This is a genomic window from Variovorax sp. Soil_C_19, from assembly GCF_057657255.1.
On record NZ_JBDGIV010000015.1, the window covers coordinates 36,112 to 55,460 of the forward strand.

A 19,349-nucleotide genomic window follows, 5' to 3' on the forward strand; every position below is an offset into this window, starting at 1 on the left:
TTTTACATTTCCCCTTGAGCCGCTCTTTCAATCAACAACTCGACCAGCACGGTGCCTGGCGGAGCAATTTTGCGCATCGCCTCCAGTGGCTGTCGCGCTGGTTGAACGAGAACGAGCTGCTCGACCAAGCCGTGGCCGAGCGCCTGCGCGGGCTCGAGCTGCAGATCCGCACCAGCAAGGTGATGGTGGCCTTCGTCGCGGAGTTCTCGCGCGGCAAGTCGGAGCTCATCAACGCGATCTTCTTTGCGGGCTACGGCCGCCGCATCATGCCGGCGAGCGCCGGCCGCACGACCATGTGCCCGACCGAGCTCGGCTACGACGCCGCGGTGGCGCCCAAGCTGCGGCTGCTTCCGATCGAAACCCGCCTCGAGCCCCACTCGCTCACGCATTGGCGCGAGAAGCCGGCACGCTGGAACGAGATCGCGATCGACATGGGCGATGCCGACCAGCTGGCGCAGGCCATGGGCAAGGTGGCCGAGGTGCGCTGGGTCGTCAAGGACGAGGCTCGCGCGCTGGGCTTCTGGAGCGACGAGACGCCCGACGACAACCCGGTGCAGGACGCCGAAGGCCGGGTCGAGATTCCGCGCTGGCGCCACGCCATCCTGAACATGCCGCATCCGCTGCTCGAGCAGGGGCTGGTGATCCTCGATACCCCGGGCCTGAATGCGATCGGCGCCGAACCCGAACTCACGGTCAGCCTGATTCCGCAGGCGCATGCGGTGGTCTTCATCCTCGGCGCCGAGACCGGCGTGACGCGGTCCGACCTTGCCATCTGGCGCGAACACCTGGTCACCGAAAACGAAGGCAGCGACACGCGATTCGTGGTGCTCAACAAGATCGACACGCTGTGGGACGCGCTGAGTACGCCCGCGCAGATCGAGATGCAGATCGAGCGGCAGCGCGAAGTCGCGGCCAAATTCCTCGAGGTGCCGCTGGCGCAGGTGCTGCCGGTGTCGGCACAGAAGGGCCTGCAGGCCAAGATCCAGCGCGATGCGCGGCTGCTCGGCGCAAGCCGCCTGCCGGCGCTCGAGACGCTGCTCGGCGAAGGCGTGCTCGGCCGGCGCGAGACCATGCTGCGGCTCGCGGTCGATGGCGGCATGGTGGCATTGCGCACCGAGGCCGAGCGCATCCTGAAGGTGCGCCAGCGCGACCTGTCGGAGCAGGCGCTCGAACTGCAGGGCCTGCGCGGCAAGAACGTCTCGGTGATCCGCCACATGCGTGCGCGCATCGACCAGGAGCAGGCCGATTTCGAGGGCAGCCACACGCGCATCCTCGCGTTGCGTTCGGTGCAGGGCAAGCTGCTGCGCGAGGTGTATGCGGTGCTCGGCCGCACCGCGCTCAAGGCCGACATGGTGCGGCTCTCGGCCGCGCTCAGGGGCTCGGGCGTCAAGCTCAACGTGCGCAAGGTGTATGGCGAAACCTTCGACGCGCTGCGCAACAACCTGCGCGAGGTGCAAGCCACCACGGCCGAGATCCAGTCGATGCTCCACGCCACCTTCCGCCAGCTCAATGCCGAGCAGGGCTTTGCGCTGCAGGCGCCGGCCGAGCCCGACCTCTCCGGCTTCGAGCAGGAGCTGAGCCAGATCGAGCGCAGCCATGTGCACTACCTGGGCGTGGGCAACCTGTTGAAGCTCGCGCAGGCCGACTTCTGCGACAAGCTGGTGCGTGCACTCGCCAGCCGGCTGCGGCTCGTCAACGAGGCGGCGATGGCCGAGGTCGAGCGCTGGAGCAAGGGCGCGAGCGCCCAGATCGACGCGCAGCTGCGGGAGCGCCGCCGCAACTTCCGCAAGCGCATCGAAGCCATCGAGCGCATCCAGAATGCGGCCGGCAGCCTCGACGAGCGGCTGCTCGAACTTGCCGCGCAGGAGCGCGGATTGACCGAGCTGCAGCAGCGGTTGCATGAATTCACCTCGATGGTCACGCAACAGGCAAGGCCTGCCGTGCCGGCGCCTGTCGGCGAACTGCGTGCGGCCTGAACGCGAGCGGGGCGGCGGCGCGGTGCCGCTGCAGCGGCTTCCACCCGATTTCGCCGCGCGCATCGTGGCCTGGCAGCGCAGCCACGGCCGCAGCGAGCTGCCCTGGCAGAACACGCGCGATCCCTACCGCGTCTGGCTGTCGGAGGTGATGCTCCAGCAGACGCAGGTGTCGACGGTGCTCGGCTACTTCGCGCGTTTTCTCGCGCGGTTTCCGAGCGTGCGCGAGCTTGCCGCAGGCACCGAGGACGAGGTCTTCGGGCTTTGGAGCGGCCTGGGCTATTACAGCCGCGCACGCAACATGCACCGCTGCGCGCAGGAGGTGGTGGCGCGCTGCGGCGGCGAGTTTCCGCGTACCGCCGCCGAACTCATGACCCTGCCCGGCATCGGCCGCTCCACCGCCGCGGCCATCGCGGCCTTCTGCTACGGCGAACGCGTCGCGATCCTCGATGGCAACGTCAAGCGCGTGCTGACGCGCGTGCTCGGCTTCGGCGGCGACCTGTCGTCGGCCGCCCAGGAGCGTGCACTCTGGGCGCTAGCCACACAACTGCTGCCACCGGCGGAAGAGACGGAAGCGATCGCGGGCTATACGCAGGGGCTGATGGACCTGGGCGCCACGGTCTGCCTGCCGCGCAAGCCGTGTTGCATGATTTGCCCGGTGAATGGCGACTGCGTTGCGCGCCGCGAAGGCGAGCCGGAGCGCTATCCCGTCAAGACCCGCAAGCTCAAGCGCAGCGCGCAGGCGCTTTGGGTGCTGCTCGCACGCGATGCCGAAGATCGCGTCTGGCTCGAGAAGCGGCCGGCGAAAGGCATCTGGGCCGGCCTCTTCTGCCTGCCGGTGTTCGACAGTCGCGAAGCGCTGCTCGCGGCGCTGCCCGAATCGGCCTGGGGCCAGGCCGAAGACCTGGCGCCCTTCGTGCATGTGCTCACCCACAAGGACCTGCACCTGCATCCGGTGCTGCTGCAGGGCGCGCAGCCCATGGGCGACGCCGCGCGCTGGGTGGACGCCGCCGAATGGACCGGGCTCGGGCTGCCGGCGCCGGTGCGCAAGCTGCTGCTGCAAGCGCAAGCGGGCCAGCCCTCGCTGGTTTAGACCGCGTCGAGTTCGCGATGGCGCTTGAGTGCGCCCCAGCGCGCTCCGAAAGCGCGCGCCAGCTGCTCGACCAGGAACACCGAGCGGTGCTGGCCGCCGGTGCAGCCGATCGCGATCGTCACATAGCTGCGGTGATCGCGCGCCATCGCATCGAGCCAGCGCGAGAGAAACTGCTCGATGTCGTCGTACATGCGCGCCACGTCGTCGTGCTCGCGCAGCCAGTCGATCACCGGCGTGTCGCGGCCCGTGAGCGGGCGCAGCGTGGGCACGTAGTGCGGATTGGGCAGCATGCGCACGTCGAACACGAAGTCGGCGTCCAGCGGCACGCCGCGCTTGAAGGCGAACGATTCAAACACCAGCGTCAGCGCGCTCTCCGGCGCCGAGATCAGGGCCTTGATATAGCTCTGCAACTGGGCCGGCCGGATCAGGCTGGTGTCGATCACGTCGGCCCCGTCGCGCAGGTCGGCCAGCAACTCGCGCTCGAGCTCGATGGCCTGTGTCAGCACGCGCTCCTGCTCCGGCAGGTTGGTGCGGGGCTCCTGGCGCGAAAGCGGGTGGCGCCGGCGGGTTTCCGAATAGCGGCGCAGCAGCGCGTCGGTGGTGGCGTCGAGGAACAGCGAACGCAGCGAAACGCCATCGTTTCGCAGCGCCTCGAGCTGCTGCGGCACGATTGGCAGCGAGACGCCGCTGCGCACGTCCATGGCGATCGCCACGCGCGTGGCCTGTTGCTCGTGCTGCAGTGCGATGAAGGGCGTCAGCAGTTCGGGCGGCAGGTTGTCGACGCAGTAGTAGCCCGCGTCTTCGAGCGCATGCAGCGCGACCGACTTGCCCGACCCCGACATGCCGGTGATGAGCACCAGGTCGAGGTTCATGGCACCGCCGCCGAGGTCTTGTGGCCCAGCATCTCGCGGGCATGCGCGAGCGAGGTTTGCGACATCTTCTCGCCGCCGAGCATGCGCGCGATCTCGCGTGCGCGGCTGTCGTCGTCGAGCCGCGAGACGCCGCTCTCGGTGCGTGGGCCGGGTTCGGTGCCGCCGCCCGCCACCTGGCGCTTGGCCACCACCAGGTGGTGGTCGGCGCAGGCCGCGACCTGCGGCAGGTGGGTGACTGCCAGCACCTGGCGGTCGCGCCCGAGCTGGTTCATGAGTCGACCGACCGTTTCGGCGACCGCGCCGCCGACGCCGGCATCGACCTCGTCGAAGATCAGCGTCTGCGCGCCGCCGAGCTGGCTGGTGGTGACGGCAATGGCCAGCGCGATGCGCGAGAGTTCGCCGCCCGAGGCGACCTTGCCGATCGGACGCGGCGTGCTGCCGGGATGGCCGCTCACAAGAAAGGCGACTTCTTCGAGCCCCGCGCGACCGGGCTGTGCGAGTGGCTGCAGCGCGACCTCGAAGCGGCCGCCCTGCATGCCGAGCCCCTGCATCGCCTGCGTGACGGCGTCGGAAAGCCGCGGTGCCGCCTGCTTGCGGGCCTTGGCAAGCGCCTTGGCTTCCTTCATGTAGGCCTGCTGCGCGGCCTGCTCGGCGCGCTCGAGGCCGTCGAGATCGCTTTGCGCATCGAGCGCCTGCAGCTCGGCCTGCCAGCCCGCCAGCAGCGCCGGAAGGTCGTCGGGCGTGCGCTTGTAGCGGCGCGCGAGCGACATCCACAGGCCCATGCGCTCGTCGAGTTCGGCAAGGCGCTGCGGGTCGACCTCGGCATTGCGCAGGTAGCCGTGCAGCGAATGGGCGGCATCGGACGCCTGCGCCACGCTCGACGCGAGCACCTCGCCGAGCGCCTGGAATTGGGGCTCGATGTGCGCGCAGTTCTGCAGCAGCGTCACCGCGCGCGACAGCGCGGCGAGCGCGCCGCCGTCGTCATCTTCAAGCGCCTGGCTGGCGCCCTGCGCTGCATCGATGAGCGCTTGTGCATTGGAGATGCGCGCGTGGTTGGTCGACAGCTCTTCCCACTCGCCCTCGGCCGGTGCCAGCTTCGCCACTTCGGCGATCTGCCACTGCAGCCGCTCGCGCTCGCGCTGCAGGGAATCCTGTGCCGAGCGCGCATGGTCGAGCGCCGAAAGCGCCTGGCGCCAGGCCTGCCAGGCGGCGTCGAGTGCGTCGGTGCGCGCGCCGGCATAGGCGTCGAGCAGGCCGCGCACCGCGTCGGGCCGCGTCAGGCTCTGCCAGGCATGCTGGCCGTGGATGTCGAGCAGCCGGTCGCCGAGTTCGCGCAGCTGCGTGGCCGTGGCCGGGCTGCCGTTGATCCAGCCGCGGCTGCGGCCCTGCAGGTCGACCGTGCGGCGCAGCAGCAGGGCGTCGCCCGATTCGAATCCGCCCTCGTCGAGCCAGGCGTCGAAAGCCGGATCGGGATCGAACTCGGCGCTCACGTCGAGCCGTTCGGCGCCCTCGCGCACCGCGCCCGCGTCGGCGCGGTTGCCGAGTGCGAGCTGAAGGGCGTCGATCAGTATCGATTTGCCGGCGCCAGTTTCACCCGTCAGCACCGTGAAACCCGACGACAGGTCGAGTTCGAGTGATCGCACGATCACGAAGTCGCGCAGGGCGATGCGTCGCAGCGCCATTCAGGAGCCCCCTTCGTTCCAATGCAGTTTCTTGCGCAGCGTGTCGAAATAGCTCCAGCCCCGCGGGTGCAGGAAGCGCACCCGGTAGTCGGAGCGGCGGACAACCACGCGGTCGCCGATCGCGAGGGATGCGAGCGACTGCATGTCGAAATTGGCGCTCGCGTCGCGGCCCGACACGAGCTCGATCACGATCTCGTCGGCGTCCGGCAGCAGCACCGGCCGGTTCGACAGCGTGTGCGGCGCGATCGGCACCAGCACCCAGCCCGGTACCGCGGGATGCAACAGCGGGCCGCCGGCCGAGAGCGCGTACGCCGTTGACCCCGTGGGCGTGGCGATGATCAGGCCGTCGGCGCGCTGGTTGGCCACGAAATGCCGGCCGACCGACACGCGCAGTTCGACCATGCCCGAGGTGGCGCCGCGGTTGACCACCACGTCGTTCATGGCCAGCGCCTCGAACACCGAGGCGCCGTCGCGCATGACGTGCGCATGCATGAGGCTGCGGTGGTCTTCCTCGTACTCGCCCGCGAGCATCGGAATCAGCGTGGCCTGGTAGTTGTCGAGCGGGATGTCGGTGATGAAGCCGAGCCGGCCGCGGTTGATGCCGATCAGCGGAATGCCGTAGCAGCCGAGCTGCCTGCCGATGCCCAGCATGGTGCCGTCGCCGCCCACCACCAGGCCGAGGTCGCAGCGCTGCCCGATCTCCTCGACGCTCAGCGGCTCGTAGCGGCCGCCGACCCGGGCCTCCGACCCGGCTTCTTCGGCCGCCGATTTCTCGACGAACACGGTGCATCCTTGCGATTCCAGGAAAGCGCCGATATCTTCCATCACGCCATCGCGCGCATCGGCCTGTGCCCTGGCACCGGAAGCCTGGTACTTGCCGATCAATGCGACGTGACGAAAGCGGGAAGTCATCTACAAATTACAACACTAAAATCTTGCAATGCTGGACGACCGCGCCAAGTTGCTGCTCAAGACGCTGGTAGAGCGCTACATCGCCGAAGGCCAACCGGTCGGGTCGCGGACTTTGTCACGTTCGTCGGGGCTCGATCTCTCGCCGGCGACCATCCGCAACGTCATGTCGGACCTCGAGGCGCTGGGGCTCATCGCGAGTCCGCACACCTCCGCCGGCCGGATACCCACCGCCCGCGGCTACCGGCTTTTCGTCGACACCATGCTGACCGCCCAGCGCGAGAAGATGGACGCGCCGAGCCTCGCGCCCGACCAGCCCCAGAAGGTGATCGCCAACGCCGCGAGCCTGCTGTCGAACCTCTCGCAATTCGTCGGCGTGGTCATGGCGCCGCGGCGCGCGTCGGTGTTCAAGCAGATCGAGTTTCTGCGGCTGTCGGAACGGCAACTGCTCGTGATCATCGTCTCGCCCGACGGCGAGGTGCAGAACCGCGTGATCGTGCCCGAGGCCGACTATTCGCAGTCCCAGCTGGTCGAAGCCTCGAACTACATCAATGCCCACTATGCGGGCCTGACCATCGAGCAGGTGCGCGACCGGCTCCAATCCGAGGTTGAGAAACTGCGCGGCGAGATCGCGGCGCTGATGCAGGCGGCGGTCAAGGTCAGCTCCGAGGTGTTAACCGAAGCCCAGGAAGACGACGTGGTGATCTCAGGCGAGCGCAACCTGCTCTCGGTGTCCGATTTCTCGAGCGACATGGGACAGCTGCGGCGCGCTTTCGAGCTGTTCGAGCAGAAGGCGCAGCTGATGCGCCTGCTCGACGTGTCGAGCAAGGCCGAGGGCGTGCGCATCTTCATAGGCGGCGAAAGCCATATCGTGCCGATCGAGGAGCTCTCGATCGTCAGTGCCAACTACGAGGTCGACGGGCAGGTCGTGGGGACGCTCGGCGTCATCGGCCCGACGCGCATGCCGTACGAACGCATGATCCAGATCGTGGACATCACCTCGCGGCTCGTCAGCAATGCGCTGAGCCACCGCAAGTAGAAGAAGAGCGCCGCCGCGGTGGCCGCGAATAGAATCGTGGCCGCGTGGGCCGTTAGCTCAGTTGGTTAGAGCAGCGGACTCATAATCCGTTGGTCGATGGTTCAAGCCCATCACGGCCTACCACTCGCAACATTTTTGAGCTCCTCCAGGGGAGGCCAAAAATGCGTGCTATACTAGCAAGCTGTGCGGCTGTAGCTCAGTTGGATAGAGTACTTGGCTACGAACCAAGGGGTCGTGGGTTCAATTCCTGCCAGCCGCACCACTCTCTGTAAAAGCCAGGACGTGAAAACGTCCTGGCTTTTTTTTGCCTGCCGCATGGCTGCGTTCAGAAAAGGAACGACAGCTGCGGGTCGGGCCTGAGGCCTGGCGGCAGCGTGACATCGTCGGCCTTCCTGCCGATCCCCGTCGCAAACCAGCGGAAGGTGTTGGTCCGTTGGCCGTCTCGCCCGGTGGTCCGCACGAACAGGTAGCCCGAGGTGGCGTTGCCCGACTCATCGACGGGGATCCCGGCGGCCCTGAGCGCTGCAACTTCGGCCCGGGTGCTCGTGTCGTACGGCAACTGGAGCGTGATGGTCGCGTTGTGAATGATCTGATTGAGCATTGCGTCCCGCAAGGTTCGTTAGGGCTCAGAGCTTCCGTCCCGTCCAACTCAGCCGTAGTTCGGCGGGCGAAGCAAGATTGTGAACTTTTTCACGTATTCCTGAAAATGTTAATGCTTCTGCGTCGCCGTAACCATTGGTTCTCATGGCATAGGCTGTTCGGCACCCGCTGCGCTGCCCGGCGCTAAAGTCGAACATTTCATTGATTCAGGGCAAGGCGAACATGGGCCTCCAGAGAAACCGGCGTGCGCGCCAGATCCTCCTGTGCTTCCTGTGCGGTGTGGCCGCCGCTCCGGCCTTGGCAGCAAAGATCAGCTGCGTCCCGGGTGCCGCGAGCAGCGGCGCAGGAGCGCCTTTCAATGCGGTCCGGAGAATCTCGATCGACGAGCATTCGCGCACCGTCAACATGGACGTGGTGCGTGCGCGCACGAAGGACACGGAGACCATGGGCAAGATGCGCGGCGACCTGCTGAGCATGGACGAGACCCAGTCTGGCGAGCCGGTCTACGTCTTCAATGCGATTCCGGCGGCGGGCGCCGAGGCCATGAGCCTGTTCCGGCTCTTCAAGACCAGCGAATGGCGGCTGATCGGCGCGGTCGTGAGCTTCGCCCACAAGGTGCCGGCGCTTCGCAGCGTCGAGCCGGGCGTGGTCTTCGACTGCAAGCGTTCGGGCATGGGTTGAGACAATCCGGGATGGGCTGGCAGCGTTGTTGCGCCCGCATTTTTTGTTGAATTCAGAGGTTGTGCCTTGAGCAAAGCATTCACGAAGGAAACCGACGCCCAAGACGACGAGGACGGTGGCGACGGTGCCATGCCCGCGTTGCCGAGCGGCAGCAAGAACTACATCACGCCAGCCGGCTATGCCCGCTTGCGCGAGGAACTGCTGCAGCTCATGGACGAGGAGCGGCCGAAGGTGGTCGAGGCCGTGCATTGGGCCGCGAAGAACGGCGACCGCTCCGAGAACGGTGACTACCTCTACGGCAAGAAGCGCCTGCGCGAGATCGATCGCCGGATCCGTTTCCTTTCCAAGCGCCTCGAGATCGCCGAAGTGACCGACCCATCGGTGCACCACGGCAGCGACCAGGTCTTCTTCGGCGCCACGGTGCGCTATGTGGACGAGACCGGCGACGAGCGCAGCGTCACGATCCTCGGCATCGACGAAGCGGACAGCGCCCAGTCGCAAGTCAGCTGGATCTCGCCGATCGCACGGGCCTTGCTCAAGTCTCGCGAAGGCGATGTGGTGAAGCTCGTCACGCCCGGCGGTGCGCACGAGGTCGAAGTGCTGTCGGTGAGTTATCCCACGCCGGGTGCCGGCCCCGCAACGCGGTAGCGTCGGAGGCGTCTTTTTCTCAGGGCGCGGGAACGGTTCGCGAGGCGGTCAGCACCGAAGCCGTGCGACGCGCGGCGCGCAGCACGGCGTCGAGGTGCGTGCGGTCGCGCACCGCGATCACGAAGCGCAGGTCGGTCGAGTCCTGCGGTGTTTCGTCGGCCATTTCGACGTGGGTGATGTCGGCCTCGGCATCGGCGAGCGTGGCGGCCACCCGCGCGAGCACGCCCTTGTCGTTGCGCACCGTGATGACCACGCCGGTCTCGAAGGCGCGGGTGGGCTCGTCGGACCACTCGACCGCGAAGAAACGCTCGCTGTCCTTGTGCCGCAGTCGCTGGCCGACGCCGCAGGCGTCGGTGTGGACGACCAGGCCTTCGCCGTGGCCCAGGTAGCCGACGATGTCGTCGCCCGGAATTGGCCGGCAGCACAGCGCGAAGCGCACCGACGAATTCTCGCTGCCGTCGAGCGTGACGGCGCCCTGTGAAATGGTTTCGTGCGAGATGAAGCGCTCGCGGCTCAGCAGCAGGGCGTCGGGGCGCTCGCCGAGCTCGGACAGCATGGCCACGAGCCGCTTGGCGACAATGCTGGCGATGCGCTTGCCCAGGCCGATGTCGGTCAGCAACTCGGCGCGCGTGCGGTTGCCCGTGAAGCGCAGCAGCTTTTCCCACAGCGCCTGGTGCTCCGCATCGTCGGCCGGCAGCTTGCTGAGGCCTTCGGCCCGTAGCGCCTGCGCGAGCAGCTTCTCGCCCAGGCCTTCGGATTCGGCATGCGCGAGCGTTTTCAGGTAATGGCGGATCTTGGAGCGCGCGCGCCCCGTGCGCACGAAGCCGAGCCATGCGGGGTTGGGCGTCGACACCGGCGCGGTGATCACCTCGACCACATCGCCGTTCTTGAGCTCGGTGCGAAGCGGCACCTGGTCGCCGTTGATGCGCGCCGCGGAGGTGTGGTCGCCGATGTTGCTGTGGATGGCGTAGGCGAAGTCGACCACCGTGGCGCCGCGCGGCAGCGCGAGGATCTGGCTCTTGGGCGTGAAGACGTAGACGGCGTCGGGGAACAGGTCGACCTTGACGTGGTCCCAGAACTCGGCGGCATCGCGGGTTTCGTCCTGGATGTCGAGCAGCGACTGCAGCCACTTGGTGCCGAGGCGGTCGTTGCTGGCCGCGTTGGGCTCGGCGGCCTTGTAGAGCCAGTGCGCGGCCACGCCCGACTCGGCCACCACGTGCATGGCTTCGGTGCGCAGCTGGAACTCGACGTTCACGCCCGCCGGACCGACGAGCGTGGTGTGCAGCGACTGGTAGCCGTTGAGTTTGGCGATCGCGATGTGGTCCTTGAACTTGCCCGGCAACGGCTTGTACATCTGATGCAGGATGCCCAGGCCGGTGTAGCAGGCGATCACGTTGGGCACGATCAGGCGGAAGCCGTAAATGTCGGTCACCTGGGCGAAGCTCAGGTGCTTTTCTTCCATCTTGCGGTAGATGGAATAGAGCGTTTTCTCGCGTCCGGCGATGCGCACCGTCATGTTGGCGTTGCCGAAGGCGGTCTCGACCTCGCGCTGCACCTTCTGGATCAGGTCGCGCCGGCGCCCGCGTGCCTTGGCCACAGCCTTGGACAGCGTGGCGTAGCGCCAGGGCTTGAGGTGGCGGAACGACAGTTCCTGCAGCTCGCGGTAGGTCTGGTTCAGGCCCAGCCGGTGCGCGATGGGCGCATAGATCTCGAGCGTCTCGCGCGAGATGCGGGCCCACTTCTCGCGCGGTGCGTCGGCCAGCGTGCGCATGTTGTGCGTGCGGTCGGCCAGCTTGACCAGGATGACCCGCACATCTCGCGCCATGGCCAGCAGCATCTTGCGGAACGACTCGGCCTGGTTCTCCTCGCGGGTGTTGAACTGCAACTTGTCGAGCTTGGTCAGGCCATCGACCAGTTCGGCCACGGGGGCGCCGAAGCGCTCGATCAGTTCGGGCTTGGTGACGCCGCAGTCCTCGATGGCGTCGTGCAGCAGGGCGGCCATGAGCGCCTGTGCGTCGAGCTTCCATTCGGCGCATTGCGCCGCCACGGCGATCGGGTGGGTGATGTACGGTTCGCCGCTGTTGCGCAACTGGCCCAGGTGGGCCTCGTCGGCAAAGCGGTAGGCGCGGCGAACCAGTTCGGTGTCTTCGGGGCTCAGGTAGTCGAGCCTGGCGGTCAGCGCGGCAAAGCTCGCGGCAGCCGCATTCAGCGCCGCGGGACTCGGCTTCGGCATGCCCGTCGGGGCATGGGACTGACTTTTGGCGACCGCGCTCATGCCTATCACTTTAGCGTGACCGCTGTATGGACGCGTCCAGACGTAAAAAAAGCACCGCCAAGCGGTGCCTTTTCGTTGCGGGTCTGCGTCAGATCAGCCCGGCACTTTCTTGAGCATCTCGAGGCCGATCTTGCCTTCGGCGATCTCGCGCAGGGCGGTCACGGCGGGCTTGTTCTTGCTCTCGATCTTGGGCGCGTGACCCTGGCTCAGCATGCGTGCGCGGTAGGTGGCGGCCAGGACCAGCTGGAAACGGTTGGGAATCTGGGTCAGGCAGTCTTCGACGGTGATGCGGGCCATGTGGTCTTTCGGTCGGTGAGCAGACAGGAATCAAGGGATGTTCAGTGCGGCGAATGTGTCGGCACGTGCGCGGCGCTGCGCAGAATACCGAAGCCGCTGCGCGTGGACGATCGCCTTGAGATCGAATAGCGCGCGCTCGAATAACTCGTTGATTATAACGAAGTCGAATTCCCCGGCCCGGGCCATCTCTTCGGCGGCATTGCGCAGGCGCAGTTCGATGACGGCCGCGCTGTCCTCGCCACGGCGTTCGAGCCGCGAGCGCAGTTCTTCCCAGCTCGGCGGCAGGATGAAGATCATCACCGCGTTGGCGAAGGTCTGGCGGATCTGCAGCGCGCCCTGGAAGTCGATCTCGAGGATCACGTCGGCTCCCTGGGCAATCCGCTCCTCGATGGCTTTCTTGGACGTGCCGTAGCGCTGGCCGTGCACATGGGCCCATTCCACGAAGCCGTCGGTCGCGACCATGGCGTCGAATTCGGCGGGCGACACGAAAAAGTACTCGCGGCCGTGCTTTTCCTGGCCGCGTGGCGACCGGGTGGTGTGCGAGACCGAGGGCTGGACGGCCGAATCGAGCTCCATGAGCGCCTTCACCAGGCTCGATTTGCCGGCACCGCTCGGTGCCGCCACCACAAAGATGTTGCCTGGGTAGTCCATGGGCTCGTTCATTCGATGTTCTGTACCTGTTCGCGCATCTGCTCGATCAGCACCTTCATGTCCACGCCGATGCGCGTGAGCTCCAGCGCCGCCGACTTGGAGCCCAGTGTATTGGCCTCGCGGTGCAGCTCCTGGATCAGGAAGTCGAGCCGCTTGCCGACCTCGCCGCCTTTCTTGAGCAGGCGCTCGATCTCGTCGAGGTGCGAATTGAGCCGCGTGAGCTCTTCCGCCACGTCGATGCGGATCGCGAATGCGGTCGCCTCGGTCAGCGCGCGGTCCTGGGCGGCTTCGGGCAGGGTGCCACCGGTCAGGCCCATCGCTTCCTGCCAGCGCTCGAGAAAGCGCGTGCGCTGCTGCTCGACCAGTTGCGGCACCAGCGGCCCGGCCTGCTCGACCAGCGTGCGCAGCTGCGCCAGATGGGCCTCGAGCATCTTCGCGAGGCGGGTGCCTTCGCGCTGGCGGGCCGACATGAGTGCCTCGAGCGCCTTGCCGGCCACCGTGAGCAGGTCGGGCCCCCAGTCGCCGCGCGTGGCACCATCGCCGCCCGCCAGCCGCAGCACGTCGGCCACGCTGAGTTCGCGCGCGCCGGGCAGCCAGGCCCGGATGCCGTCCTGCACGCCGTTGAGCCGCTGAAGCAGCTTCACCGAGGGTTCGACGACGCCCGCCTGGGCGTTGCTTTCGATCGCCGCGCGCACTTCGACCTTGCCGCGCTTGAGCTTGCCCGTGAGCAGCTCGCGCAGCGCGGTTTCATGTTGCCGCAGTTCCTCGGGCAGCTTGAAGCTGAGGTCGAGGAAGCGGCTGTTGACCGAGCGGATTTCGACCCCGAGCCGCCCCGCGGCACCAGGCCCCGCTTCGGCTCCGGAGTGGCTGCCGGCGGTCCCGTTTTGGCCGCTGGCATAGCCGGTCATGCTGTAAACTGGCATTGCGCCTCACTGTGGTTTTGCTTGCAAGCACCGAGGCGTCGGCACGGCGTTCGCTTGCCGCACCATCGCCTTCGGGCGAAACTCCCGGATTATGTCAAAGGTCAAGCCTTCGCCCCTGCTGCCCGATACGGTCATTGGCGGTTACCGCATTGTTCGCCGGCTTTCCGCAGGTGGTTTTGGCGTTGTCTACCTCGCGATCGACCCGGGTGGCCAGCAGGTCGCGATCAAGGAATACCTGCCTTCGTCGCTCGCCACGCGCGGACCCGGCGAGCTTACGCCCGAGGTGGCGCCCGAGAAGCTGTCGCTCTACCGGCTGGGCCTCAAAAGCTTCTTCGAGGAGGGGCGATCGCTCGCGCAGATTTCGCATTCCTCGGTGGTGAGCGTGCTCAATTTCTTCCGCGAAAACGAGACCGTCTACATGGTGATGAACTACCTGGAGGGCGCCACCCTTCAAGACTTCGTCGTCACCGCGCGCGACCTCAAGCGCCCCAAGGTGTTTCGCGAATCGACCATCCGCTCGCTGTTCGACGAGATCCTGCGCGGGCTGCGCATCGTGCACCAGTACAAGATGCTGCACCTCGACATCAAGCCCGCCAACATCTTCGTGACCGACGAGGACCGCGCGGTGCTGATCGACTTTGGCGCTGCGCGCGAGGTGCTCAGCAAGGAGGGCATCTTCATCCGCCCGATGTACACGCCCGGCTTTGCCGCCCCCGAGATGTACCGGCGCGACTCGTCGATGGGCCCCTGGACCGACATCTACGCCATCGGCGCCTGCATCTACGCCTGCATGCAGGGCTACCCGCCCAACGACGCGCCGCGGCGCATCGAGAAAGACCGGCTCACCCTGTCGCTGTCGCGCCTGCGCGGCGTGTACTCCGACAACCTCATGGAAGTGGTCGAGTGGTGCATGTCGCTCGATCCGCTCTCGCGCCCGCAGTCGGTCTTTGCGCTCCAGAAGGAACTGAGCCGCGAAGGCGAGCGGCGCTACACCAAGCTCACCGTCGGCGAGAAGGTGCGGCTTTCCCTCGACAACATCCGCTCCTTCGACAAGAAGGCCCTGCCCAGGGCGGCGGCACCCACCACGCGCCCCGCATGAAATTTTCCGTATTCCAGGTCAGCCGCAAGGGCGGCCGCCTCAAGAACGAAGACCGCATGGGCTACTGCTACACGCGGGAGTCGGGGCTCTTCGTGCTGGCCGACGGCATGGGCGGCCATCCCGAGGGCGAGGTCGCGGCGCAGCTCGCGTTGCAGACCATCGCCGCGCTCTACCAGCGCGAAGCCCGGCCGGTGGTCAAGGATCCGAAGGCGTTCCTGGCCGAATCGGCCATGACGGCGCACCAGCAGATCATGCGCTACGCCAGCCACAAGGCCATGCTCGACACGCCGCGCACCACCGTGGTGGCTGCACTGCTGCAGAACTCGAGCGCCATCTGGATGCACTGCGGCGATTCGCGCCTGTACGTGGTGCGCGACGGCCGCCTGCTCACGCGCACGCGCGACCATTCGCATGCGGAGCGCCCGCGCGCCGGCGCCGCCAGCGACGCGCCGGTCAACCGCAACCTGCTGCTCACCTGCCTGGGCTCGCCCACCACGCCGCTGTTCGACATCTCGGCGCCGCTGCCGCTGCAGCGCGGCGACCGCATCATGCTGTGCTCGGACGGTGTCTGGGGCGTGCTCGACGATGCCCTCATCGTGCACACCCTGTCGTCCGACAAGCCGGTGTCCGATGCGGCGCCCGACCTGGCCGAGATGGCGCTGCGCAAGGGCGGCGCCCACAGCGACAACGTGACGCTGATCGCGCTCGAATGGGAAATGCCGGCCATCACGGCGGGCGAGGAGCGCGCCGTGTCCACCGACTCGATCAGCGACGGCGTGTTCGCCTCCACCATCCAGGCCGGCATGCCCGCCGACGGCGAGCTCGACGACCTCGACGAGGACGCCATCGAACGCTCGATTGCCGAAATCAACGAGGCCATTCGCCGCTCCGCTGCAAAGAAGACCTGAGCGCGCAGGTGCGGCCATCGCTCCCGGGCGGTGGTCTTTCATCCATTTCTTTTACTGACGCATCCTTCACCCATGACTGCTTTCACACGAAGCGGCGGCCGTGCCGCCGACCAGCTGCGCCCGGTGCGCATCACCCGCGGTTTCACCATCCATGCCGAGGGTTCGGTGCTGATCGAGTTCGGCCAGACGCGCGTGCTGTGCACCGCTTCCGTCGAAGAGCGCGTGCCGCCGCACAAGCGCGGCAGCGGCGAGGGCTGGGTCACGGCCGAGTACGGCATGCTGCCGCGCGCCACCCACACGCGCAGCGACCGCGAGGCCGCGCGCGGCAAGCAGAGCGGCCGCACGCAGGAGATCCAGCGCCTCATCGGCCGCTCGATGCGCGCCGTGTTCGACCTGGCCGCCCTCGGCGAGCGCACCATCCACCTCGACTGCGACGTGCTCCAGGCCGACGGCGGCACGCGCACCGCCGCCATCACCGGCGCCTTCGTCGCGGCGCAGGACGCCGTCAACAAGCTGCTCGCCGCCGGCACGCTGCCCGCTTCGCCGATCCGCGGCCATGTGGCCGCCATCTCCGTCGGCATCGTCGCCGGCACGCCGCTGCTCGACCTCGAATACACCGAAGACTCCGCCTGCGACACCGACATGAACGTCGTCATGACCGGTGCCGGCCACTTCGTCGAAGTGCAGGGCACCGCCGAAGGCGCCGCCTTCTCGCGCGACGAGATGAACCTCCTGCTCGGCCTGGCCGAGAAGGGCATCGGCGAGCTGATTGCAATGCAGCAGCAGGCGCTGCAGCTTTCGTCGCAGTCATGACCATGAAGCTGGTCCTCGCGTCCAACAACGCCGGCAAGCTGGCCGAGCTCCAGCAGCTGTTGGCGGAACTGGCGGTCACGCTCGTGCCGCAGTCGGCGCTCGGCGTGGGCGAGGCCGAGGAACCGTTCCGCACCTTCGTCGAGAACGCCCTGGCCAAGGCGCGCCATGCCAGCGCCGCCACCGGGCTGCCGGCCATCGCCGACGACGCCGGCCTCTGCGTCGATGCCTTCGGCGGGCTGCCGGGCGTCGACACCGCCTTCTATGCCACCCAGTTCGGCCATGCCAAGGGCGACGCCAACAACGTCAAGGCGCTGCTCGAACAGCTCGATGGCGTGGCCAACCGGCGCGCCGCGCTCGTCAGCACGCTCGTCGCGCTGCGCGGGCACGACGATCCCGAGCCGCTCATCGCCGTCGGCCGCGTGGTTGGCGAAATCGCCAAGGCGCCGATCGGCGACAACGGCTTCGGCTTCGATCCCGTCATGTACCTGCCGAGCTTCGGCAAGACTTTTGCGCAGCTGCCGCCCGAAGTGAAGAACGCCAACAGCCACCGCGGTCAGGCGGCCAAGGCCATGCTGGCGCTGATGCGCGAGCGCTGGTTCTGACCGAGCATCCGATGCCTTCGTCTTCTTCCACCGTGGTTCCGATCCAGCCCGCGCCGCAGGCCGGCGCGCCACAGGCCAACGACGTGCTGCACTGGATGCGGCCCGGCCCGCTGCAGCTCGCGGCGCTGCCGCCGCTGTCGCTCTACATCCATCTGCCCTGGTGCCTGCGCAAGTGCCCGTACTGCGACTTCAACTCGCACGAGTGGCGCGCCGCGAGCGCCGCCGAGGTCGACGGCATCCCCGAAGCCGCGTACATCGACGCGCTCGTTGCCGACCTCGACGCCGCGCTGCCGCTCATCTGGGGCCGCAGCGTCCACACCATCTTCATCGGCGGCGGAACCCCGAGCCTCTTTTCGCCGCAAGCCATCGACCGCCTGATCGGCGACGTGCGCGCCCGCCTCAAGCTCGCGCCCGACTGCGAGATCACGCTCGAGGCCAACCCCGGCACCTTTGAGCGCAACCGCTTTCGCGCTTATCGCACCGCCGGCGTCACGCGCCTGTCGGTGGGCGTGCAGAGCTTCAACGACGAACACCTGAAGGCGCTCGGCCGCGTGCACGACCGCGCCCAGGCCATTGCCGCCGCCGAAGAGGCCGCGAGCGCATTCGACACCTTCAACCTCGACCTGATGTACGCGCTGCCGGGCCAGACCCTCGAGGGGCTCGACACCGACCTGTCGCAGGCGCTGGCGCTCGCGCCGCCGCACCTGTCGGTGTATCACCTCACCATCGAGCCCAACACCTGGTTCGCCAAGTTTCCGCCCATGCTGCCCGAGGACGACATGGCCTACGCCATGCTCGACCGCATCACCGAGCGCACAGCCGCGGTGGGCATGCAGCGCTACGAGGTGTCGGCCTATGCAAAGAGCGGCCATGCGTGCGCGCACAACCTCAACTACTGGCAGTTCGGTGACTACCTCGGCATCGGCGCCGGCGCGCACAGCAAGCTCAGCTTCGCGCACCGCATCGTGCGCCAGGTGCGTTTTCGCGAGCCGCGCCTCTACATGGAGAACGCCCGCGCCGGCGCGGCCGTGTCGCAGAGCGACGAGGTCGGCCTGGCCGACCTGCCGTTCGAGTTCATGCTCAATGCGCTGCGGCTGAAGGAGGGCTTCACGCTGCCGCAGTTCAGCGAGCGCACCGGTCTTGCGATGACCAGCATCCAGAAAGGCCTGGAAGAAGCCGAGCGCAAGGGCCTGGTCGCGCGCGACCTGCACCGCGTGTGGCCGACCGAGCGCGGGCTGGATTTTTTGAGCGACCTGCAGTCGTTGTTCCTGCCTGAGGGCTGAATGACTTCGGCCTGCGGCGTAAAATCGCGGGCTCCGGAGAGTTGGGTGAGTGGTTTAAACCAGCAGTCTTGAAAACTGCCGACGTGAAAGCGTCCGTGAGTTCGAATCTCACACTCTCCGCCAGCCTGTGCCTCATTGCCCCTAGCAGGCACCTTCAGCACTTCAGGTCGAAATATCGCTTGCGCGCCTGGTACAGGGCCACGTCGGCCTTGGCCTTCGACGCGCCGGTATCGTGCCGCGTCGCCGCTTCCATTTCGGGTAACCGAGCGTCCAGTTGCCGGCACTCGCCTTGGTCTCGCGCGGACAGCTTGAGTCTCTGGCGCATCACGTCCATCTGCTCGCGTGACTTTCCTGTTAGCGGGCGCAGCGCGTCGTCGAAGGCGTGATTGAATTCCGTGCGCTGCACGTCGCGACCCTTCCGCGACTTGCCTGACATCTGGTCGACGCCTTGATTGGGCGTGGCGTCGATCACCTTTGCGCCGACGCAGGGGGAGTCGGAATAGGCGACTTTGCCTGCCGTCTCGCATCGGTAGACAGGCGGCGCCGCTGGTGCGGAGACGGCGGCCAGCAGCAGGGGAAGTGTGAGCAGGAGGCGCATGCGTGCGGGATTTGCGTTTGCTCGATTTTCACCCCCCGGGGGTCTGCGAAACCTTGGTTCAGTCGCGCGTCAAGAGCAGCAGACACCCGCCGACACGATCCGTATCGTTACTGAATCTTCAATTCCGCCGTCTCCCCGTCACTGCGCTGAGGCGCTTCCGGGCTCCGCCCGGTTTCGCGCGTTCGCGTAGCGCCCGGCCTGCCTCCCTGTAGAGCGCGCCGGACCGCCGCATTTGCCTGCCAATTGAGGCCCTTCGACGTCAATTGCACCTTCTCCGACGCAGATGTAGGACCTTCGCCCGAACGTCGTCGTTGTGCAAATGTGAAGTTTTCACAGCTTGTTTCCTCCCGAAGCAGCCGCCATCAGGGTTTCGCCTTACCTTGAGATCGCGCCGCAGCAGCGG

Annotated in this window: 19 protein-coding genes and 3 tRNA genes; 13 read left to right on the forward strand and 9 right to left on the reverse strand. The window is 67.2% G+C overall.

Going from position 1 to position 19,349, the window contains the following annotated elements; genetic code table 11:
- The first annotated feature begins 14 nt into the window (after positions 1 to 14).
- Complete coding sequence (locus tag AC3A6R_RS22725; protein WP_487865659.1) at positions 15 to 1,976, forward strand: dynamin family protein; 1,962 nt, start codon at positions 15 to 17, stop codon at positions 1,974 to 1,976.
- On the forward strand, positions 1,966 to 3,066 hold the full coding sequence (mutY, locus tag AC3A6R_RS22730) for an A/G-specific adenine glycosylase (RefSeq protein WP_487865660.1): 1,101 nt from the start codon (positions 1,966 to 1,968) through the stop codon (positions 3,064 to 3,066). Before AC3A6R_RS22725 ends, mutY begins: the two co-directional genes overlap by 11 nt.
- On the opposite strand, the gene rapZ is transcribed toward mutY, so the two are convergent.
- From rapZ to AC3A6R_RS22745, 3 genes are read right to left on the reverse strand one after another with little or no spacing between them, the layout of a single operon-like run.
- Positions 3,063 to 3,938 (reverse strand): RNase adapter RapZ, encoded by an 876-nt coding sequence (gene rapZ, locus AC3A6R_RS22735; RefSeq protein WP_487865661.1) that lies wholly within the window; start codon positions 3,936 to 3,938, stop codon positions 3,063 to 3,065. The genes mutY and rapZ overlap by 4 nt on opposite strands.
- Positions 3,935 to 5,620 (reverse strand): DNA repair protein RecN, encoded by a 1,686-nt coding sequence (gene recN / locus AC3A6R_RS22740; protein WP_487865662.1) that lies wholly within the window; start codon positions 5,618 to 5,620, stop codon positions 3,935 to 3,937. Before recN ends, rapZ begins: the two co-directional genes overlap by 4 nt.
- Positions 5,621 to 6,532 (reverse strand): NAD kinase, encoded by a 912-nt coding sequence (locus AC3A6R_RS22745; protein ID WP_487862731.1) that lies wholly within the window; start codon positions 6,530 to 6,532, stop codon positions 5,621 to 5,623.
- Positions 6,533 to 6,560: 28 nt separating this feature from the next.
- Here AC3A6R_RS22745 and hrcA point away from each other — a divergent pair, with 28 nt between their 5' ends.
- The 3 genes from hrcA (at position 6,561) to AC3A6R_RS22760 (ending at position 7,830) form a co-directional block, all read left to right on the forward strand.
- The gene (gene hrcA / locus AC3A6R_RS22750; RefSeq protein ID WP_487862730.1) at positions 6,561 to 7,568 is read left to right on the forward strand and encodes a heat-inducible transcriptional repressor HrcA; all 1,008 of its coding nucleotides are present in this window, start codon (positions 6,561 to 6,563) and stop codon (positions 7,566 to 7,568) included.
- Between the two features lie 46 nt (positions 7,569 to 7,614).
- Positions 7,615 to 7,691 (forward strand) — tRNA-Ile (locus AC3A6R_RS22755).
- A gap of 62 nt (positions 7,692 to 7,753) precedes the next feature.
- Positions 7,754 to 7,830, forward strand: a tRNA-Arg gene (locus tag AC3A6R_RS22760).
- A 63-nt stretch (positions 7,831 to 7,893) separates the two neighbouring features.
- Here the strand turns inward: AC3A6R_RS22760 and AC3A6R_RS22765 are convergent.
- The gene (locus tag AC3A6R_RS22765) at positions 7,894 to 8,169 is read right to left on the reverse strand and encodes a hypothetical protein (RefSeq protein ID WP_487862729.1); all 276 of its coding nucleotides are present in this window, start codon (positions 8,167 to 8,169) and stop codon (positions 7,894 to 7,896) included.
- A gap of 221 nt (positions 8,170 to 8,390) precedes the next feature.
- On the opposite strand from AC3A6R_RS22765, the gene AC3A6R_RS22770 reads away from it, so the two are divergent.
- Together AC3A6R_RS22770 and greB are read left to right on the forward strand one after the other, a co-directional pair.
- Positions 8,391 to 8,849 (forward strand): hypothetical protein, encoded by a 459-nt coding sequence (locus AC3A6R_RS22770; RefSeq protein WP_487862728.1) that lies wholly within the window; start codon positions 8,391 to 8,393, stop codon positions 8,847 to 8,849.
- 66 nt (positions 8,850 to 8,915) lie between these two features.
- Entirely contained in the window at positions 8,916 to 9,497 is a 582-nt protein-coding gene (gene greB, locus AC3A6R_RS22775; protein WP_487862727.1) for a transcription elongation factor GreB, read from the forward strand.
- 19 nt (positions 9,498 to 9,516) lie between these two features.
- Here greB and AC3A6R_RS22780 read toward each other — a convergent pair whose 3' ends face one another.
- The 4 genes from AC3A6R_RS22780 to AC3A6R_RS22795 all read right to left on the reverse strand — a co-directional run bounded on the left by AC3A6R_RS22780 (position 9,517) and on the right by AC3A6R_RS22795 (position 13,643).
- Positions 9,517 to 11,772 (reverse strand): RelA/SpoT family protein, encoded by a 2,256-nt coding sequence (locus AC3A6R_RS22780; RefSeq protein ID WP_487865663.1) that lies wholly within the window; start codon positions 11,770 to 11,772, stop codon positions 9,517 to 9,519.
- 93 nt (positions 11,773 to 11,865) lie between these two features.
- A complete protein-coding gene (gene rpoZ / locus AC3A6R_RS22785; RefSeq protein ID WP_280813669.1) occupies positions 11,866 to 12,069 on the reverse strand; it encodes a DNA-directed RNA polymerase subunit omega in 204 nt (67 codons plus the stop codon).
- 30 nt (positions 12,070 to 12,099) lie between these two features.
- Positions 12,100 to 12,720 (reverse strand): guanylate kinase, encoded by a 621-nt coding sequence (gene gmk, locus AC3A6R_RS22790; protein ID WP_487865701.1) that lies wholly within the window; start codon positions 12,718 to 12,720, stop codon positions 12,100 to 12,102.
- An 8-nt stretch (positions 12,721 to 12,728) separates the two neighbouring features.
- The gene (locus AC3A6R_RS22795; RefSeq protein ID WP_487862725.1) at positions 12,729 to 13,643 is read right to left on the reverse strand and encodes a YicC/YloC family endoribonuclease; all 915 of its coding nucleotides are present in this window, start codon (positions 13,641 to 13,643) and stop codon (positions 12,729 to 12,731) included.
- A gap of 91 nt (positions 13,644 to 13,734) precedes the next feature.
- On the opposite strand from AC3A6R_RS22795, the gene AC3A6R_RS22800 reads away from it, so the two are divergent.
- The 6 genes from AC3A6R_RS22800 to AC3A6R_RS22825 all read left to right on the forward strand — a co-directional run bounded on the left by AC3A6R_RS22800 (position 13,735) and on the right by AC3A6R_RS22825 (position 18,471).
- Entirely contained in the window at positions 13,735 to 14,742 is a 1,008-nt protein-coding gene (locus tag AC3A6R_RS22800; protein ID WP_487862724.1) for a serine/threonine protein kinase, read from the forward strand.
- Positions 14,739 to 15,650 carry a PP2C family protein-serine/threonine phosphatase gene (locus tag AC3A6R_RS22805; RefSeq protein ID WP_487865664.1) on the forward strand — a complete coding sequence of 304 codons (912 nt, stop codon included), beginning with the start codon at positions 14,739 to 14,741 and terminating at the stop codon, positions 15,648 to 15,650. The genes AC3A6R_RS22800 and AC3A6R_RS22805 overlap by 4 nt, the downstream gene beginning before the upstream one ends.
- A gap of 72 nt (positions 15,651 to 15,722) precedes the next feature.
- Complete coding sequence (rph, locus tag AC3A6R_RS22810) at positions 15,723 to 16,463, forward strand: ribonuclease PH (RefSeq protein WP_487862722.1); 741 nt, start codon at positions 15,723 to 15,725, stop codon at positions 16,461 to 16,463.
- A gap of 2 nt (positions 16,464 to 16,465) precedes the next feature.
- Positions 16,466 to 17,065 carry an RdgB/HAM1 family non-canonical purine NTP pyrophosphatase gene (gene rdgB, locus AC3A6R_RS22815; protein WP_487865665.1) on the forward strand — a complete coding sequence of 200 codons (600 nt, stop codon included), beginning with the start codon at positions 16,466 to 16,468 and terminating at the stop codon, positions 17,063 to 17,065.
- 11 nt (positions 17,066 to 17,076) lie between these two features.
- Positions 17,077 to 18,348, forward strand: coding sequence for a radical SAM family heme chaperone HemW (hemW, locus tag AC3A6R_RS22820; protein WP_487865666.1), 1,272 nt, complete (start codon positions 17,077 to 17,079; stop codon positions 18,346 to 18,348).
- A 35-nt stretch (positions 18,349 to 18,383) separates the two neighbouring features.
- Positions 18,384 to 18,471 (forward strand) — tRNA-Ser (locus AC3A6R_RS22825).
- A 31-nt stretch (positions 18,472 to 18,502) separates the two neighbouring features.
- Here AC3A6R_RS22825 and AC3A6R_RS22830 read toward each other — a convergent pair.
- On the reverse strand, positions 18,503 to 18,946 hold the full coding sequence (locus AC3A6R_RS22830; RefSeq protein ID WP_487862719.1) for a DUF4124 domain-containing protein: 444 nt from the start codon (positions 18,944 to 18,946) through the stop codon (positions 18,503 to 18,505).
- Positions 18,947 to 19,349: the final 403 nt, after the last annotated feature.

What these genes read in the sequence shown, in the direction of transcription:
- AC3A6R_RS22780 (WP_487865663.1), bottom strand. Translation starts at nt 11,772, where the DNA reads ATGAGCGCGGTCGCCAAAAGTCAGTCCCATGCCCCGACGGGCATGCCG.
- hemW (WP_487865666.1), top strand. Translation starts at nt 17,077, where the DNA reads ATGCCTTCGTCTTCTTCCACCGTGGTTCCGATCCAGCCCGCGCCGCAG.
- AC3A6R_RS22795 (WP_487862725.1), bottom strand. Translation starts at nt 13,643, where the DNA reads ATGCCAGTTTACAGCATGACCGGCTATGCCAGCGGCCAAAACGGGACC.
- AC3A6R_RS22765 (WP_487862729.1), bottom strand. Translation starts at nt 8,169, where the DNA reads ATGCTCAATCAGATCATTCACAACGCGACCATCACGCTCCAGTTGCCG.
- rdgB (WP_487865665.1), top strand. Translation starts at nt 16,466, where the DNA reads ATGAAGCTGGTCCTCGCGTCCAACAACGCCGGCAAGCTGGCCGAGCTC.
- AC3A6R_RS22745 (WP_487862731.1), bottom strand. Translation starts at nt 6,532, where the DNA reads ATGACTTCCCGCTTTCGTCACGTCGCATTGATCGGCAAGTACCAGGCT.
- gmk (WP_487865701.1), bottom strand. Translation starts at nt 12,720, where the DNA reads ATGGACTACCCAGGCAACATCTTTGTGGTGGCGGCACCGAGCGGTGCC.
- AC3A6R_RS22770 (WP_487862728.1), top strand. Translation starts at nt 8,391, where the DNA reads ATGGGCCTCCAGAGAAACCGGCGTGCGCGCCAGATCCTCCTGTGCTTC.
- AC3A6R_RS22800 (WP_487862724.1), top strand. Translation starts at nt 13,735, where the DNA reads ATGTCAAAGGTCAAGCCTTCGCCCCTGCTGCCCGATACGGTCATTGGC.
- AC3A6R_RS22805 (WP_487865664.1), top strand. Translation starts at nt 14,739, where the DNA reads ATGAAATTTTCCGTATTCCAGGTCAGCCGCAAGGGCGGCCGCCTCAAG.
- recN (WP_487865662.1), bottom strand. Translation starts at nt 5,620, where the DNA reads ATGGCGCTGCGACGCATCGCCCTGCGCGACTTCGTGATCGTGCGATCA.
- rpoZ (WP_280813669.1), bottom strand. Translation starts at nt 12,069, where the DNA reads ATGGCCCGCATCACCGTCGAAGACTGCCTGACCCAGATTCCCAACCGT.
- AC3A6R_RS22830 (WP_487862719.1), bottom strand. Translation starts at nt 18,946, where the DNA reads ATGCGCCTCCTGCTCACACTTCCCCTGCTGCTGGCCGCCGTCTCCGCA.
- rapZ (WP_487865661.1), bottom strand. Translation starts at nt 3,938, where the DNA reads ATGAACCTCGACCTGGTGCTCATCACCGGCATGTCGGGGTCGGGCAAG.
- hrcA (WP_487862730.1), top strand. Translation starts at nt 6,561, where the DNA reads ATGCTGGACGACCGCGCCAAGTTGCTGCTCAAGACGCTGGTAGAGCGC.
- rph (WP_487862722.1), top strand. Translation starts at nt 15,723, where the DNA reads ATGACTGCTTTCACACGAAGCGGCGGCCGTGCCGCCGACCAGCTGCGC.